The 14,685-nt window shown below is 59.7% G+C and carries 16 protein-coding genes; 8 read left to right on the top strand and 8 right to left on the bottom strand.

Annotated elements, in window-relative coordinates:
- The first annotated feature begins 30 nt into the window (after nt 1–30).
- From ACFORG_RS13245 to ACFORG_RS13235, 3 genes are read left to right on the top strand one after another with little or no spacing between them, the layout of a single operon-like run.
- Nucleotides 31–1,158 carry a sensor histidine kinase gene (locus ACFORG_RS13245; protein WP_386736007.1) on the top strand — a complete coding sequence of 376 codons (1,128 nt, stop codon included), beginning with the start codon at nt 31–33 and terminating at the stop codon, nt 1,156–1,158.
- 8 nt (nt 1,159–1,166) lie between these two features.
- Nucleotides 1,167–3,086 (top strand): PAS-domain containing protein, encoded by a 1,920-nt coding sequence (locus ACFORG_RS13240; RefSeq protein WP_386736006.1) that lies wholly within the window; start codon nt 1,167–1,169, stop codon nt 3,084–3,086.
- A complete protein-coding gene (locus tag ACFORG_RS13235; protein ID WP_386736005.1) occupies nt 3,086–3,790 on the top strand; it encodes a response regulator transcription factor in 705 nt (234 codons plus the stop codon). Before ACFORG_RS13240 ends, ACFORG_RS13235 begins: the two co-directional genes overlap by 1 nt.
- A gap of 6 nt (nt 3,791–3,796) precedes the next feature.
- Here the strand turns inward: ACFORG_RS13235 and ACFORG_RS13230 are convergent, their stop codons facing one another.
- Nucleotides 3,797–4,492: an SGNH/GDSL hydrolase family protein gene (locus ACFORG_RS13230; RefSeq protein ID WP_386736004.1), complete on the bottom strand. Its 696-nt coding sequence runs from the start codon at nt 4,490–4,492 to the stop codon at nt 3,797–3,799.
- A 98-nt stretch (nt 4,493–4,590) separates the two neighbouring features.
- A complete protein-coding gene (locus tag ACFORG_RS13225) occupies nt 4,591–5,775 on the bottom strand; it encodes a hydantoinase/carbamoylase family amidase (RefSeq protein WP_386736003.1) in 1,185 nt (394 codons plus the stop codon).
- 123 nt (nt 5,776–5,898) lie between these two features.
- On the opposite strand from ACFORG_RS13225, the gene ACFORG_RS13220 reads away from it, so the two are divergent.
- From ACFORG_RS13220 to ACFORG_RS13210, 3 genes are read left to right on the top strand one after another with little or no spacing between them, the layout of a single operon-like run.
- Nucleotides 5,899–6,549, top strand: a complete 651-nt coding sequence (locus ACFORG_RS13220; RefSeq protein WP_386736002.1) for a histidine phosphatase family protein — start codon at nt 5,899–5,901, stop codon at nt 6,547–6,549.
- A 9-nt stretch (nt 6,550–6,558) separates the two neighbouring features.
- Nucleotides 6,559–7,173, top strand: a complete 615-nt coding sequence (locus tag ACFORG_RS13215) for a glutathione S-transferase family protein (protein ID WP_386736001.1) — start codon at nt 6,559–6,561, stop codon at nt 7,171–7,173.
- Between the two features lie 15 nt (nt 7,174–7,188).
- The gene (locus tag ACFORG_RS13210; protein WP_386736000.1) at nt 7,189–8,244 is read left to right on the top strand and encodes a saccharopine dehydrogenase; all 1,056 of its coding nucleotides are present in this window, start codon (nt 7,189–7,191) and stop codon (nt 8,242–8,244) included.
- A 6-nt stretch (nt 8,245–8,250) separates the two neighbouring features.
- Here the strand turns inward: ACFORG_RS13210 and ACFORG_RS13205 are convergent, their stop codons facing one another.
- The 6 genes from ACFORG_RS13205 to ACFORG_RS13180 all read right to left on the bottom strand — a co-directional run bounded on the left by ACFORG_RS13205 (nt 8,251) and on the right by ACFORG_RS13180 (nt 13,236).
- Nucleotides 8,251–8,565, bottom strand: coding sequence for a DUF3775 domain-containing protein (locus tag ACFORG_RS13205; RefSeq protein WP_386735999.1), 315 nt, complete (start codon nt 8,563–8,565; stop codon nt 8,251–8,253).
- 65 nt (nt 8,566–8,630) lie between these two features.
- Nucleotides 8,631–9,362 carry an SDR family NAD(P)-dependent oxidoreductase gene (locus tag ACFORG_RS13200; protein WP_386735998.1) on the bottom strand — a complete coding sequence of 244 codons (732 nt, stop codon included), beginning with the start codon at nt 9,360–9,362 and terminating at the stop codon, nt 8,631–8,633.
- Nucleotides 9,359–9,934: a DUF3833 family protein gene (locus ACFORG_RS13195; protein WP_386735997.1), complete on the bottom strand. Its 576-nt coding sequence runs from the start codon at nt 9,932–9,934 to the stop codon at nt 9,359–9,361. Before ACFORG_RS13195 ends, ACFORG_RS13200 begins: the two co-directional genes overlap by 4 nt.
- Nucleotide 9,935: 1 nt before the next feature.
- Nucleotides 9,936–11,183, bottom strand: a complete 1,248-nt coding sequence (locus ACFORG_RS13190; RefSeq protein WP_386736048.1) for an MFS transporter — start codon at nt 11,181–11,183, stop codon at nt 9,936–9,938.
- Nucleotides 11,183–11,941, bottom strand: coding sequence for a DUF1365 domain-containing protein (locus ACFORG_RS13185; RefSeq protein WP_386735996.1), 759 nt, complete (start codon nt 11,939–11,941; stop codon nt 11,183–11,185). The genes ACFORG_RS13190 and ACFORG_RS13185 overlap by 1 nt, the downstream gene beginning before the upstream one ends.
- Nucleotides 11,938–13,236: an NAD(P)/FAD-dependent oxidoreductase gene (locus ACFORG_RS13180; protein ID WP_386735995.1), complete on the bottom strand. Its 1,299-nt coding sequence runs from the start codon at nt 13,234–13,236 to the stop codon at nt 11,938–11,940. The genes ACFORG_RS13185 and ACFORG_RS13180 overlap by 4 nt, the downstream gene beginning before the upstream one ends.
- A gap of 121 nt (nt 13,237–13,357) precedes the next feature.
- Here ACFORG_RS13180 and ACFORG_RS13175 point away from each other — a divergent pair, with 121 nt between their 5' ends.
- Complete coding sequence (locus ACFORG_RS13175) at nt 13,358–14,020, top strand: sigma-70 family RNA polymerase sigma factor (RefSeq protein ID WP_386735994.1); 663 nt, start codon at nt 13,358–13,360, stop codon at nt 14,018–14,020.
- Nucleotides 14,021–14,027: 7 nt separating this feature from the next.
- Nucleotides 14,028–14,684, top strand: coding sequence for a ChrR family anti-sigma-E factor (locus ACFORG_RS13170; RefSeq protein WP_386735993.1), 657 nt, complete (start codon nt 14,028–14,030; stop codon nt 14,682–14,684).
- The last annotated feature ends 1 nt before the right edge of the window (nt 14,685 follow it).

Below are 14,685 nucleotides of genomic sequence, written 5' to 3'. Positions count from 1 at the left end.
ACCCCGGCGCCACACGGTCAAAGGACTCTCATGCTGCAGCTTTTCGAACAGGCGGGTTACATGGCGCATGGCTATTGCTTGCTGTGGGAGCCTTGGCTCATCGTGCTCTATGCCGGATCGGATCTACTCATCTTTTTGAGTTACGCCGCAATACCCATCGGCCTGATCGGGTTCGCGAGACTGCGACCCGATTTTCGTCAACGACATCTGCTGTGGCTTTTTGCCGCTTTCATTCTTTTGTGCGGCCTGACGCATCTGATTTCGATCGCTGTACTTTGGGTGCCCGTCTATGAGGTTCATGGCTGGGCCAAACTGGCAACTGGAGTTGTTTCGGCAACAACAGCGATCGTCTTGTTTCCGCTGGTACCGAAACTCGCGGCCCTACCCAGCCCCGCGCAACTGGAGACAGCCAACGGGGCCTTGAGACAAGAAGTAGCAGCGCATGAAACAACCCTCGCGCGGCTACGCGAAACGCTGGATGGGTTGGAAACCCAAGTCGCGGAACGGACACAGGAATTGCGGATGGCCAATGCGCAATTGACGGTTGTACTCAGCGAAGCCGCCCACAGAAACAACAACATGTTGACGGTCATCCAGTCCCTCGCCCGGCAAACCCTACGAAACAGCAAGGATCTCGAAGACTTCGGCAAACGGTTCGGTGACCGGCTTGCGGCTATGGCGCGCGCCACGACCGAGGTCGCGCGCAGTGATGGATCCCGCGATGCGGATCTTGGAGCCATGGCCAATACACAACTCGACGCCTATCGCGAAAGCTATCCGGATCAGATCGAGGTGGACGGACCCGAAGTGAGGCTGACCAGCACAGCGGCGCAACAAATCGCCCTGGCCCTTCACGAGTTGGCCACCAACGCGGTGAAGTACGGAGCACTGGCGCATGTAGAAGGCCGTGTCAGGCTTTCGTGGAACCTGGCACGCGACAGGGATACTCCGGTTCTGGAACTGAGTTGGGAGGAGCGCAACGCACCCGGTTTCGCCGCCGGAACCGACCCCGAAACGACCCACTCGTCGGGCTTGGGCCGCGCATTGGTCGAGGAGATCGTCCCCGCACAGGTCGGAGGAGAAGCCAGCCTGTCGATCACCGACAACGGTCTCGACTATCAGTTGAAACTCCCCCTGAAGCCCAATGAAGGTCGATAAGAAAGAGCATGTCGGACAAGATCACGAAGCCGCTGGAGATTTCGGATACGCGGGTAAAGGCCATGACGACCGCGGGCCTAAACCTGATCGGTCAAGCCTTGTCGATCTATGACAGCGACCTCCGCCTTGCTGTTAGCAATAAACGATTTCAGGAAATGTTCGGACTGCCAGATGAACTGGTTGAACCCGGAGCGGATTTCGCCGACACTATCCGTTTTCTTGCCGAACAGGGCGAGTACGCGCCCGAAACGGATATCCAGGAAATTATCCGCAGTCGGGTAGAGCAGGCCCTTGCCTTTGAACCCCATTACATCGAACGCATCCGCCCCAATGGCCAAGTGATTTCTGTCGAAGGCGCCCCCCTCCCGCAAGGCGGTTGGGTGGCCGTCTATACAGACATTACATCCACCAAACGGGTTGAAACCCTTTTGAGGGCGCGGTCCGAAGAGCTGTCAGACCAATTGCTGACCCACGCCGAGGAGCTGTCTGCCACCAACCGCGAACTGGCTGCGACCATCAGCGCACTCGAGGAAGCCAAACGCCAGCTGACCGAGATCGAAGCGCGTACGCGACTGACGACCGAAATGATGCCAGCTCATATCGCACATGTCGGCGCGGACCGACGGTATAGCTATTCAAATCGTCGGCTAAGTGCCGTCATGCCAGGGCGACCATCCGACATCGTCGGACTTCATATCGCGGACGCGCTTGGCCCCGCCGTATATGCAAAGATCGAGCCCTATCTCGAACGCGCCTTCGCAGGTAGGAACTCGGTCTTTGAATTCGCCGAGCCACAAGACCGGCGACGCATCCGTGCTTCGTTTACCTCTGACGGCGCGGGCGGGGTCTTCATCCTTTCGGTCGACATAACCGAGGAAACGCAGGCGCGCGTAGCCCTGCAACAGTCTCGCAGGCGTGCAATGGCGGCACAAATGACCTCCGGGCTGGCGCATGACTTCTCGAACTTGCTCACGATCATCCTGGGCATGCAGGGCAAGCTTGAAAGAATGCCAATTCCCGAAGGCGCCGCCGAACTGGTCGAGGCCACGAAAAAAGCAGCCCGTCGCGGCGGCAGGCTTCTCAATCGGATCGCGGACATGACGGGTAGCCGAACCTTGCGTCCGGTCGCAACCGACCTGCATGGGCTGCTGGAAGATCTGCGCCTGCTCGCTTCGCCTTCGCTCCCACGCGCCGTCGGATTGTCCGTCCTCGACAACACACCGGACGAGGCGCTGATGCTGGACCCCGGTATGTTGCAGGACGCTTTGTTGAACCTCGTTCTCAACTCTCGCGATGCGTGCGGTCCATCTGGTCAGATCACCGTCAGCGCACATGCCGTTGCTAGAACTTGGGTCGAGATTACGGTTGGCGACACCGGCCCCGGCTTTTCCAAAGAGGCGCTGGAGAAAGCGCTAAATCCCTTCTTCACCACCAAGGGGAGCGAGGGATCGGGCCTTGGCTTGCCCATGGCCTACGACATGGCCAAGCTTGCGGGTGGCGACTTGCGACTTTCGAACACCCCGACAGGAGCCGCAGTGACCTTGCGCCTTCCCTATCGCGTGGCTCCAAAGATCAGCGGCGGCCTCGCACTTCTGGTCGAAGATAACGACGAACTCCGCGCTCAATTTCGCGACATGCTCGTGGAATTGGGACACACGGTCATCGAGGCCAGTTCGGTGGACGAAGCTTGCGCGCTTGCCGCGGATATCGAAGGGATCGAACTGGTGCTGTCCGATCTTCGGCTCGAAGGGGCAGCGACCGGGCTGGATCTGGTCAAACGGCTGAGTTCTGATCTGCCCTGCATGCTGATGACCTCGCTTCCATTGTCCGACCCGCTTCACCGCGCTGCACTCGACCATTGTCCGGTATTGCGCAAACCCTTTACCCGTGCGCACCTGGCTGCGCTGCTCGGATCCGAGGCAGAATGATGCACGATGCGTTGGTAACCATCCTCGATGACGAACCAGAGATTCGCCAGATCCTGACCGATGTGCTGCAGGACGCCGGCTTTCGCACGCAGAGCTTTGCCCGTGCGCGCGAGTTCGAAGCGTCATTGAAGCGGCAGACACCGGATGTCTGCCTTGTGGACCTTTCTTTGCCGGACACCGACGGGCTGGCGCTGGTACATCGGTTGGCACTGGAACGCGGTGCTGCGGTCATAATCATCTCGGGCCGGGCGCAGGTTCAGGATCGGATTACAGGGCTTGAGCTTGGTGCCGACGATTACATCACCAAACCCTTCGACCCGGCCGAGGTTGTCGCCCGCATCCGCGCTCGCCTGCGCACCGGCGCGCGGTCCGCCGCCCAAGGCAGCACGACCGCGCAATTCAATGGGTGGACCGCTCATTTCGACCGCTATTTGCTCGAAGACGGCGACGGACAAGAAACCGCCTTTTCCCACGCCGAGGGAGAAGTGCTGCGGCTCTTCCTGGAAAGCCCCAAACGCCTGATCAGCCGGGCCCAGATGCAGGAAGCCTTGGGCGGCGCGGCAGGCGAAAGCTTTGACAGGGCAATGGATGTACGGGTTTCACGTCTGCGAACCAAGCTTCGCGAAGATCCGAAGAACCCGCGCCTGATCAAGACGATCTACGGCGCGGGATACATTTTTCTGGGCGATGTCAGGTGGAATTGAGCCGCGTCACCCGCGGGTATCGTATTCCCTTATGATCTTGGCCAAGCGTTCTCCGATTGCCCGGCTGCCACGCCGGGAAGGGTGGATGAGATCGGGCGAGAAATAGCGGATACCGCCCGGCGGCACGATATGGCCCATGGTCGCGAAGACGATCCCCTCTTCCTGGCCGGCCATGCGGGCGATCCGTCGTTCCAGTTCGTCACCATCATCCTTGCAGTGCTCGATCGGCGTCAGCAGGTTGGGGCTGCGCAAGTAGCCGAAGTAAAGAACCTGCGCGCCGTCGGCATGAATCTTGCGAACGAGATCGGGGATCTGACCTGTTGTCCCATCGGCCGAGATCATGCGATCAAGAACACCGTCGCACACACCGCACCCGCAGCCAAAAAGCAGATCATTGCCCCCACCGTTGATGATTACCCAATCCCAGTCGCCCTGGACATATTGGAAGGGGACCGCCATCCCGCTGTCGTAATCGGCACCCTCGCGCACCGTCATCCACGCCCCGGCGACCGCCCGGTCGACCACCGGTTCGCCAAGTTCCTTTTCGATGATATGCGGTACTGAACGGCGCGTTGTGGAATTCCATGTCATGAGCGAGTCGCCGATGGCCAGAATGCGCGCGCCCTCGTTGCGGGTGACGGATTCCTGACACCCCATCAAAACCGCGCAAAGACCCAGAAGGGCCAGCAACCTCGAAATCATCTCATCCCTTTCCTTGCCGCTGCCGGGCATAGACTTGGCCAAACTTCTTGAAAAAAGCTGGCGGAAAAATGGCGCAGACTCGGAAAATTCGCGTCAGCTCAGCCTATGGCCGACACCGCATCCTCAAGGACATGCAAGCCGGCGACGAGGTCGGCTTCGTCCGTATCTTCGTCGAAGGCATGGCTGATACCTCCGATCGACGGCACGAATAGCATAGACACCGGCATGATCCGGGCGACGTTCGTGGCGTCATGCAGCGCGCCCGAAGGCATGCGGCGCCACCTCCCCGGGCTCACCTTTTCAGCCGAGGTTGCAAGGGCATTTGCCAGCCGACGATCCATTGCGACTGGCTCCAAGCCCAGCATTTTGCCAAACTCAACCGTCAGGCCACGCGAGGCGGCAATCTCTTGTGCCGTGAGCCGAATGATTTCTTCCATACGCGCAAGGCGATCGCTGTCGCCGTCCCGCCACTGCATCGAGAACACGGCCCGACCCGTCACGATCGAAGAGGCATTGGGGTGCAAGCTTACATGCCCGATCGTCCACACTGTGCGCGGCGTTACCAGGTTGCGAAACCGCGTCTCAATCTCCGCGCTGAAGGCCGCCAGCGCCTGAAAGGCGTCGCGGCGCAGGTGCATGGGTGTCGTACCGGCGTGGTTCTGACGCCCGTTGAAGGTAATACGCATATCGCGAATACCGACAATGTCGGTGACCACGCCAATCTGTTCTTCCGCAGTATCGAGGGTTGGCCCCTGCTCGATATGCATTTCGATGAATCCCGAAAAGGATGTCGGATCAACGAAATCTCCAGCAAGATGCGACACGGCCTGCCTCGCTTCGCCGAATGCAACGCCGGTGTGATCGGTTAGTCGATCCGCTTCTTCAAGCGACACCTGACCTGCCCAGATTGCCGAACCGGTCGTCACGCCGAACCGGCCTTCCTCATCTTGAAAGCTGACCACCGAAACGGGTCTGTCGCTGCTTCGCGCTACCTCGAGCGCTCCGATCACACCAAGCGCGCCGTCCAGCCAGCCGCCTTCGGGCTGGCTGTCGGAGTGCGACCCCAGCAGGATCGACCTCCCTTCGGCAAGCCCGAACAGGTTTCCGACCGGATCCATCCTGCTCGTCAGACCCGCCTCGGCCATCTTGTCCGACAACCATGCGCGCGCCTCGATGTCGGCTTTGCTATAGGCAGGGCGCACTACACCCTTGCCAACCCCGGCAGCGCCGAACTGACGCAACTTGTGTAGATCCGCCAGAAACCTCTCTGCATTCACTGCCATCACCTTCCCCTTCTTTTGAAACCAAGCATATGCGGCCGGTATTTCCCTGCAACAGGTCATGCGGAAACGCTCTGGCGGACAGCCGCAGCCTTGGATAGGACAGGACGCAAAGGAGCGATTTCGATGTCCCACATTACCTTGGTGCGCCACGGTCAGGCAAATACGCAGGCGCGTGACGAGATCAGTTATGATCGCCTCAGCTCACTTGGTCATCTACAGGCCCAATGGTTGGGAGGTTACCTGAAAGATACTCGGGCGCATCACCCTCGGGTCTATGCTGGCAGCCTCAACCGGCATCTGGAAACGGCGGCCAGCATGGGTCTTGCGGACCCGCAGATCGATCCGCGTTTCAACGAGATCGAATATTTCACGCTGGCCCGACTGTTCGAAGAGCAACATGGCGTTGCCGTTCCCGTAGGCCGCGAGGAATTCGCGGCGCATCTGCCCCGTGTGTTCCAGGCATGGCGCGCGGGCGAGATCACGAACCCACCCGAGAGCTTCGCAGATTTCGAAGCACGCGTCACCGAGGCACTGTCCGAGATTGCCCAAGGTGACGGCCCGGCGATCGTCGTGACCTCGGGCGCGCTGATCTCCATGGTGATGCGGCAGGCAATGGAACTGGAACTCGATGCGATGGCGCGGCTTGCCCTTGCCATCATGAACACGTCGATGCACCGTCTGTTTCCGATCGGTGACCGCTTGAGCCCGGTCCTGTTCAACGCCGTGCCGCACCTGGAACATCCCGACAGGCACCACGCGCAAACCCACATGTAAGGACATGGCATGAAGCTCTACTTTGCACCCGGCACGATTTCGATAGCAGTCGCAATCGCGTTGCGAGAGGCCGGCCTGGACCACGAGCTTGTCCGCGTCGATTTCGCCAGCGCCGAGCAAACGAAACCCGAGTATCACGGCATCAATCCAAAAGGCCGGGTACCGGCGTTGGAAGTGGCCGGCGCCGTGCTCACCGAAACAGGCGCGCTTCTGGATTACATTGCTGCGCGCTCGCCATCCGCAGGTCTGGTTCCCGAGGATGCAGCGCAGGCGGCGCGGATGCGAGAGGTGATGTATTACCTTGCCTCGACGATGCATGTGAACCATGCGCACAAGATGCGCGGTCATCGCTGGGCCAATCAGGAATCTTCCTGGGCCGACATGACGGCCAAGGTGACCGAGACGATGCAAGCCTCTGCTGCCCATGTCGAGGCGCACTGCATCGGTGGCCCCTTTGTTCTTGGCGAACAGTTCTCGATCGCGGATCCGTATCTTTACGTCGTGTGCAGATGGCTGCCGGGCGATGGCGTCGATCTGTCTGCCTTCCCGAACATCTCGCGCTTCATGGAAGCGATGGAGGGTCGACCCTCCGTGCAAGGCGTTATCGCCGATGGGTTGGTGTAAGATGCATTGCCGCCGATGACGCATCTTTGGGTCCGAGCCGAACAGCGCCCCAATGAAGAGCGGGTCGGACTGACCCCGCTGGGTGCCAAGGCGCTTCTCGACAAGGGCATTCGGGTCACGGTCGAGGACAGCACGACGCGCGCGATCCCCATCGACGGGTATCGCCTAGCCGGTGTCGAGATCGCGCCTGAGAACAGCTGGCCACGGGCGCCTGCCGATGCCATCGTCTTCGGGCTCAAGGAACTGCCGGATGATGACACGGCATTGGTGCATCGGCACATCATGTTCGGGCATGCATTCAAGGGCCAACCCGCAGGCCAGAAGCTGCTGCGACGGTTCAAGGCCGGCGGAGGAACACTGTTCGATCTGGAGTACCTCGTAAATTCTGACGGCCGACGTGTCGCTGCTTTCGGGTATTGGGCCGGCTATGCCGGCGCGGCGGTCGCATTGAAATGTTGGTCGGCCCAAAAACGGGGCGCGCTTTGCGGGCCCGTCGGCGCTTATGAAAGCTCGTTGCATCTGCAACAGGACCTGCAGACCGAGTTGCTGCGCATCGGCACGCAGAGGCCAACGGCACTGGTGATCGGTGCTTTGGGGCGGGTGGGTACCGGAGCCGCCGATCTGTGCCGGACTATGGGCGTGCCTGTCTCGAAATGGGACATGAACGAAACCGCCCATGGTGGACCCTTCCCCGAGGTTCTGGCCCACGACATCTTTCTCAACTGTATTCTGGCGCGGCCAGGTACCCCGGTATTCGTCCCCGCGAGCGCATCGCACGCCCAACGCCGATTGACGGTTATCGGAGATATCGCTTGCGATCCGGACAGCGATTTTTCACCCATCAAGGTCTATGACCGGACAACAAGCTGGGAAAAACCCGCCCTGCGGGTTCACCACTCACCTCCGCTTGACGTCACCGCCATCGACAATTTGCCATCGATGCTGCCGGGCGAAAGTTCCGAAGACTACGCCGCCCAACTTCTGCCGTCGCTGCTGACCCTTGAAACTCTCGAAACAGGGGTCTGGGGACGAGCGCGCGACATGTTCAACGAACACATCACGCGCCTCTGACACGAGTTACATGAGCCCGCTTTCGATATCCTCGACGGAATAACCCAGGGCGTCGAGGCCGTTTTCCAAGTGATCCGACAGATGCGGCGACCCGAGCAAATAGTCGGCGCAGGGAACCGATGCTTCGGCGCGCGCGGTTGCGACCGCCTCGTTCCAGTCAGCAGCGTCGAAGCTGTCGCGCCCGATCCACATGACGGCAACCAACTCGGCTTGCTCATCTTCGCTCATCCGTTCGACGAACGCCCTCAATTCGCTTTCTGCCCGGTTCAATTCGCGGGCCATCAAGGCAACCTGCACCACAGTCCTGGGTGAAATTTCCATTTGTTCGCGTCTCCTGCGGTTCTTCTTACGCATTCAACCGCGACAGAACCGGCGCGTCCTTGATCTCACGCAAACAGACGATAGTAGAGCCAGTCGGGCAGCATCCGTCCAAGGCCGATGATTGCTGACAGGCGCATGGGAAAATCGCGTCTGAAACGATCCGTGCACATATGCTCGAATATGCGTGCGGCTGCTTCATCAGCCTCCATCAGGAAAGGCATGTTAAAGTCGTTCTTGTCGGTCAGGCGCGTGCGGATGAAGCCCGGATTGACCAGTTGAACCCGAACGCCGGTATTGCGCAGATCGGCATGCATGCATTCGGCAAGCCGCATCACGCCCGCCTTGGACGCTGCATATCCGATGGCCTTTGGCAGGCCCCGATACCCCGACAGCGACCCTGTGATGACGATATGACCTGCATCGCGGGCAACCATTGATGGGACCGCCACTCCCATGACCCGCATCATCCCGGTGAAATTGACATCCGCCATGATGTTGGCCTGCTCGAAATCCCATGCTTGGGTTTTCATCGGCCAATACGCACCGGCAAGGAAAATCAAACCATCGACTTCACCCACCCTTTCCGCCGCTGCGCGAACAGAGTCCGGATCGCTCACGTCCATGGTGACAACTTCGGACGGACCCGGCAGTTCTTGGGACAGACTGTTCAACTCATCCTCTGACCGCGCCGAAAGCACCAGCCTGATACCCATACGGCTCATATGCCGGGCCAAGGCCTCTCCGAGGCCAGCACTTGCGCCCACCAGCCAATATCGTTTCCCGGCCCAGTCTGTCATGCTGTCTCCTCGGTCCTGTCAACGCGGTGCAAGGTGGCGACCAGTTCTGCTACCTTGATGCCATACTTTCGAAACTGTGACCTGTTCACGATGGTTCCGTTGGGCATCAGGTACATCCAGTCGACCACGTTCAAAACATGCCCTCCGGCAGCATCTGGAAGGCGAATGCTATATCGCAAACACAAAGATGAACCCGCCAACTTGCCCTCACCCGTTCCGATTACATCGGGTGCCGTAGCCTTGACCTGCCCCTCCGGCCCGAGACTCAATGTCCATGCACGATCCTGCGTCGTGCCGGTGTCATACTGGAAATGCTCGGTCATCACGCCGGTCTGACCTTCCCACTTGGCGTTGAACAGCCCTTCGAAACGTGAGGTGACGCGCCCCAACGGGCCATAGATCACGCCGTCACACCGGATATCACCGTTCAAGTGGCGACGCAGATCGAGAGCTGGCGTTGTCTGTCTGTAGTCGTCAGGGCGCTGCGCAAGAAAACCCAGGTATCTCCGTCGCAGAACCATGAGACCGATCGCAATGAAACCGCCAAGCAATATCAGCAGTATGGAATTCATGTCAGGTATCCTCCAACGTGGTGAAGGCCAGCAAAACAAGCGCAGCAGCTTTGAGAACGCATGGCACGGCTGCATAGAACAGCGTCAATAGCGTCAAAGCCTCGGGCGCGTTTTCAGGACCCGCGCGAAACCCGGCAGCTTCTAGCGCGGGCAAGAGCAGAACGGCAGCAAAAGCCAGCGTGAACTTTGTTACAAAGGACCACAGACCGAACCCTTCAGCCGCGCGCGGCGCGATGCGCGCCATCCGGGCCGCGAAGAGCGCTGGCAAAAGAGTCATGTCGGCGCCCAACGCCGCACCCGATGCAATACAGATTGCCGCAAAGGCAGCCGTGTCGCCCGCGCCAAGAAACAGGACACAGGCAAAGGCCAGGATCGAAAGAACCATGCCGGCAATCAACGTCTGTTTCGCCCCATACCGTTCGGCTGCCCGCCCCCAGATCGGAGCAGCAATCGCTGCGGAGAGGAAAAAAACCAGCAAGAGCGGCCCTTCCCAACCCGGAGCCTCCAGCCGACTTTCGACGAAAAAAAGAAACAGCGTCGACGATACCGCAACCGGGGCAGCGTTCAGCAATCCTATGATCAGCAAGCGCCGTGCCGGGGAGTCTTGAAGAACGGCTCGAAAGCCCGTCGAGGCCGGCAGATGGGACGCCTGCCATTCGGGTCTCATGGCAAACACGACTGCCAGCGCGAAGAGGACGAACCCCAACGCAAATCCGGCGAATGGGGTCACCGTTATCTGCGCCAATGCAACAGGCGCGACGGCGGCCAAGCAAACCCCGGCGAGGGCACCGGTTTCCCGCCATCGCGCCAGTTTCAGATGCCCTGAGCCGCCAAGTTCGTGCGCCTTGGCGACCCCTTGGGCGTAGAAGCAGATCGTAAGAAAGCTGAAGGAAGAAAAAACCAGGGTCAGCATGAATGCGAACCACAGAAGCGGAGCAAGCGGTGGCGTAACTGCGAAAAGGCCTATCATTGCACCCGATAGAACAGTTGCCCCTATCGCCACTGCCGCAGAACGATGATTTCGCAACGCCTCGCTCAACTTGCCGAGCAACGGGTCCTGGACGACATCGAGAAGCCGCAAACCGAACAAAACGCTGCCGAGAGCAGCCAGGCTCAGACCGTATTCGTCGACGTAGAACTTGGGCGCGTGTATGTATAGCGGCAGGCCTGCAGCAGCTAGCATCGCCGCGAACCCGGCATAGGCCGGCAGACGATGGCCGGAAGTAGTTTGAACGCCCGCCAACACCATCATCCCCTGCTCACGTCAGGTTTCAATGGTTCGGGTTGACGGCGAAAGGTTGCTTTCTTCCACCACAATTTCAGCGCCTGCCAATGGATCAACGCCAATACGCGACGCGAGCCGAAGGGCCTGCGCAACACGGACCAGGTTATAGCTCGGTTTGTCAGCGGCTGCCTGCGGCCCGTCAGTGTTGCAATCAGACCGCCAGCCTCACGACCATAGTCGATCCATACTCCGATCCGGTCGTCGCGTATGTCGAAGCGGAAGGTGTAATTGCCCTCGCGCGGCTGAAATGGGGACACATGCAGCAGCTTGGTCGCGGTCAGACGATCCTGGGCCGAGATTGGCGACAGGTCGGGCTTGTGGCAAACATAGCTGTGCCGCGTTCCCCAAGTGTTGGTGACCTCTGACACGACCGCAAACAGCGCGCCGACGTCATCGAAACATAGCCAGAAACTGACCGGGTTGAACACATGCCCCAGAACGCGTGGCTGGGCGAGCAACGTGATGCGCGCCGGCTGTGGCAGTTGGTAGTCGGAGAAAACATCACGAACCCAAGCGGCGCCGCGCCCCTTAGCCGGCTCACCCCCATGGTCAGCATCGTGCAGCCCCATCAGGTTCCTACCGTTTCTGGAAAAGAGCGACGGTGCATCCGGTTCCGCTTCGGGATCGAGCATAACGTAATCGACCGAATAGCGAAACGCGTTCTCTACCGCTCCCTTGCGTCCGTGGAACGTGTGTCCCGCGATATGCTCGATCTTGCTCATTCAGCGGCTACCTGAACCAGTTGAAGACTGTTCATCCGCTCGACCACGTCGATTGCGCTGGCCAGCCCGTCCTCGTGGAAACCGTTACGCATCCACGCGCCACAGAACCATGTATTGTTTTCCCCGTTGAAGTGACGGATCTCTTCCTGCGCGCGCAATGCGCCAAGGTCATAGACCGGGTGGCGAAACGTAGCCTCGGCATAGATCAGGTCTTCCCGGATGCGTCGGCGTGAATTGAGGGTGACGAAATGCGGATCGTCATGCGGGATCGGCTGGAGCGAGTTCATCCAGTAAGTCAGGTCGATACGCTCAGAGCTTGGGTTTGCATCTTCGGTATGGACCCAGCTTGACCAGCACTTGCGACGCTTGGGCATGACTGACGGGTCCGCATGGAGCACGATATCGTTCGGCTGATACCTGATCGCACCCAGGGCCGATGTCTCCTGCGGCGTGGCATCGGACAGGAGCGCAAGCGTGTCGTCGGAATGAGTGGCGAAAACAACCTCGTCGAACTGTTCCCACTCGCCGCTTTCGGCACGGATCTCGGGGCCGATGGCTCCACGCCGCACTCCGGCGATGGGCGAGCCCAGCCGCAGCTCGACGCCTTTTTTGCGCATCGCTGCTTCCAACCGACCCACGTACTCGACCGACCCGCCGCGCACGGTGTACCACTGATGCTCCTCGTTGGCGTGCAGCAACAGGTGATTGTCAAAGAACTTGACCATCGCGTAGGCCGGGAAGTCCATCACCTTTTCTTTCGGCGTGGACCAGATGGCGCCGGAAAACGGTTCAAGGTAGTAGGAGCGAAACCACTCGCCCATCTTCATCCGGTCCAGCATTTCGCGCACAGTTTGCGTACGGTCCGACGCGTAGCGAAGCGCGTTCTTGTTGAAATACAACAGGTCCCGGACGAACCTCAGAAACTGGGGGCGCACCATGTTGCGGCGTTGCGCAAAAAGCGCGTCAGGTCCATGCAGCGCGTATTCGATCGCTCCGCCGCGTATCGATGCGCCGAAAGTCATCGAACTTTTCGCGATCGGAACGTCTAGCTTTTCGAAAAGGGATATCAGGTTTGGATAGGTCACTTCGTTGAAGACGATAAAACCGATATCAACGGGCTGGTCCCCGTTACGACCGGCGATCACGGTGCGTGCGTGGCCGCCGAGGCGTGGTTCGGCCTCGAACAGCGTGACATGATGCGTGTCAGCCAGCAGGTTGGCCGCACCCATCCCCGAAATTCCGCCGCCTATCACGGCAACTTTTCGAGGCGCGCCCGCGTTCTGTTCAAATGGCATTGTTGGTCGTCTCCAGTCTTGTACGATATCTATTCCTACGCCGTCGTGTCCCTGCCGGATTTAAAAGAAAAGAATTTTTGTCGCGGGTGATCCGTCTGGGCATGACCCACGTAACAACGGTATGTTCACCGAAACTGGCCCCGAACTGGTGTTGGACGATGCGATCGGCGCAACCGTGCCCGATTGCGATCGAAACAAGGACGACCGATTGGTCGAGGCAAAGACGGTGACGAAGGAAGCAGGAAAGACCGACAAGGAATATGACTGGGTAGACCACGTGCTGCGCATCCGCGATGCCCAGGATCAATCGGCATTTGTCGATTTGTTCCGGCATTTCGCGCCAAGGGTGAAGGCATTTCTGATCCGCTCGGGGTCTGACGCGGCCATGGCAGAGGAGTGTGCCCAGGAAGTCATGGCGACTCTTTGGCACAAGGCACACATGTTCGATCCGGGCCGAGCGTCGGTGGCGACATGGGTGTTCACGATTGCCCGGAACCGCCGGATCGACTTGATCCGCCGGCAGAGGCGCCCGGAGCCTGAAGAATTGCCTTGGGGACCCGAGGCCGATCCGGAGCCGGCCGAGGTGATTTCCCTGCAACAGGAAACCGCGCAACTGCGCAACGCAATGAGCGCGCTGCCCAAGGCGCAGCGCGAGTTGATTGAAAAAGCTTACTTTGGCGATCTCAGCCACCGTGAGATCGCCGCACAAACAGGTCTGCCGCTGGGCACGATCAAGTCTCGGATAAGATTGGCGCTGGACCGCTTGCGCCATGCTATGGGTTGATAAGGCGATGAAAGACAGGATCAAACACCACCTCACCGACGAGCTGTTGATGGCTTACTCTGCGGGCGCTCTGCCCGAGGCGTTCGACCTGATGGTCGCGACACATTTGTCCCTTTGTGACGAATGCCGTGCGCGCGCAGAGAGCTTCGACGCTATTGGCGGCGTTCTTCTGGAAGACGACGAGATGACAGCGTCCGAGATGGGTTCGCAATCCCTTGCGGCGACGATGGAGCTGATCAAGAAAGGGCCTGCCCGCCCGAGGACCAAAGATACGGCTGCGTGCAGTGTTCTGCCCGCACCGCTTCGAGATTACGTCGGAGGGGACGTGTCACGCATCAAATGGCGTCCGATCGGCATGGGGGTCAAACAGGCCATCATCGCGAACTCTCCCGAAGCGTCTGCGCGTCTTCTCTACATCCCAGCGGGAACAGCGGTCCCGGATCATGGCCATAACGGGATGGAACTGACAATGGTCCTGCAAGGTGCCTTTTCCGATGAGGTCGACCGCTTCGCGCGCGGTGACGTGGAAATAGCCGATGAAGACCTCGAGCATATGCCGGTGGCAGATGTCGGCGAAGATTGCATTTGCCTCGCCGTGACCGATGCGCCGCTGAAATTCAACAGCCTCATGCCCCGGCTGTTGCAGCCATTCTTCAGGATCTGAT

It is taken from the genome of Lutimaribacter marinistellae, assembly GCF_042648365.1.
Classification (GTDB): domain Bacteria; phylum Pseudomonadota; class Alphaproteobacteria; order Rhodobacterales; family Rhodobacteraceae; genus Lutimaribacter_A; species Lutimaribacter_A marinistellae.
Note: the sequence above shows the minus strand (reverse complement) of the source record. Positions and strands in the feature narration are given on the sequence as shown.

Coding starts and splice junctions, on each gene's coding strand:
- ACFORG_RS13205 (WP_386735999.1), bottom strand. CDS start 8,565: ATGGAAATTTCACCCAGGACTGTGGTGCAGGTTGCCTTGATGGCCCGC.
- ACFORG_RS13225 (WP_386736003.1), bottom strand. CDS start 5,775: ATGGCAGTGAATGCAGAGAGGTTTCTGGCGGATCTACACAAGTTGCGT.
- ACFORG_RS13220 (WP_386736002.1), top strand. CDS start 5,899: ATGTCCCACATTACCTTGGTGCGCCACGGTCAGGCAAATACGCAGGCG.
- ACFORG_RS13215 (WP_386736001.1), top strand. CDS start 6,559: ATGAAGCTCTACTTTGCACCCGGCACGATTTCGATAGCAGTCGCAATC.
- ACFORG_RS13200 (WP_386735998.1), bottom strand. CDS start 9,362: ATGACAGACTGGGCCGGGAAACGATATTGGCTGGTGGGCGCAAGTGCT.
- ACFORG_RS13190 (WP_386736048.1), bottom strand. CDS start 11,183: ATGGTGTTGGCGGGCGTTCAAACTACTTCCGGCCATCGTCTGCCGGCC.
- ACFORG_RS13245 (WP_386736007.1), top strand. CDS start 31: ATGCTGCAGCTTTTCGAACAGGCGGGTTACATGGCGCATGGCTATTGC.
- ACFORG_RS13240 (WP_386736006.1), top strand. CDS start 1,167: ATGTCGGACAAGATCACGAAGCCGCTGGAGATTTCGGATACGCGGGTA.
- ACFORG_RS13170 (WP_386735993.1), top strand. CDS start 14,028: ATGAAAGACAGGATCAAACACCACCTCACCGACGAGCTGTTGATGGCT.
- ACFORG_RS13230 (WP_386736004.1), bottom strand. CDS start 4,492: ATGATTTCGAGGTTGCTGGCCCTTCTGGGTCTTTGCGCGGTTTTGATG.
- ACFORG_RS13175 (WP_386735994.1), top strand. CDS start 13,358: ATGTTCACCGAAACTGGCCCCGAACTGGTGTTGGACGATGCGATCGGC.
- ACFORG_RS13210 (WP_386736000.1), top strand. CDS start 7,189: ATGACGCATCTTTGGGTCCGAGCCGAACAGCGCCCCAATGAAGAGCGG.
- ACFORG_RS13185 (WP_386735996.1), bottom strand. CDS start 11,941: ATGAGCAAGATCGAGCATATCGCGGGACACACGTTCCACGGACGCAAG.
- ACFORG_RS13195 (WP_386735997.1), bottom strand. CDS start 9,934: ATGAATTCCATACTGCTGATATTGCTTGGCGGTTTCATTGCGATCGGT.
- ACFORG_RS13180 (WP_386735995.1), bottom strand. CDS start 13,236: ATGCCATTTGAACAGAACGCGGGCGCGCCTCGAAAAGTTGCCGTGATA.
- ACFORG_RS13235 (WP_386736005.1), top strand. CDS start 3,086: ATGCACGATGCGTTGGTAACCATCCTCGATGACGAACCAGAGATTCGC.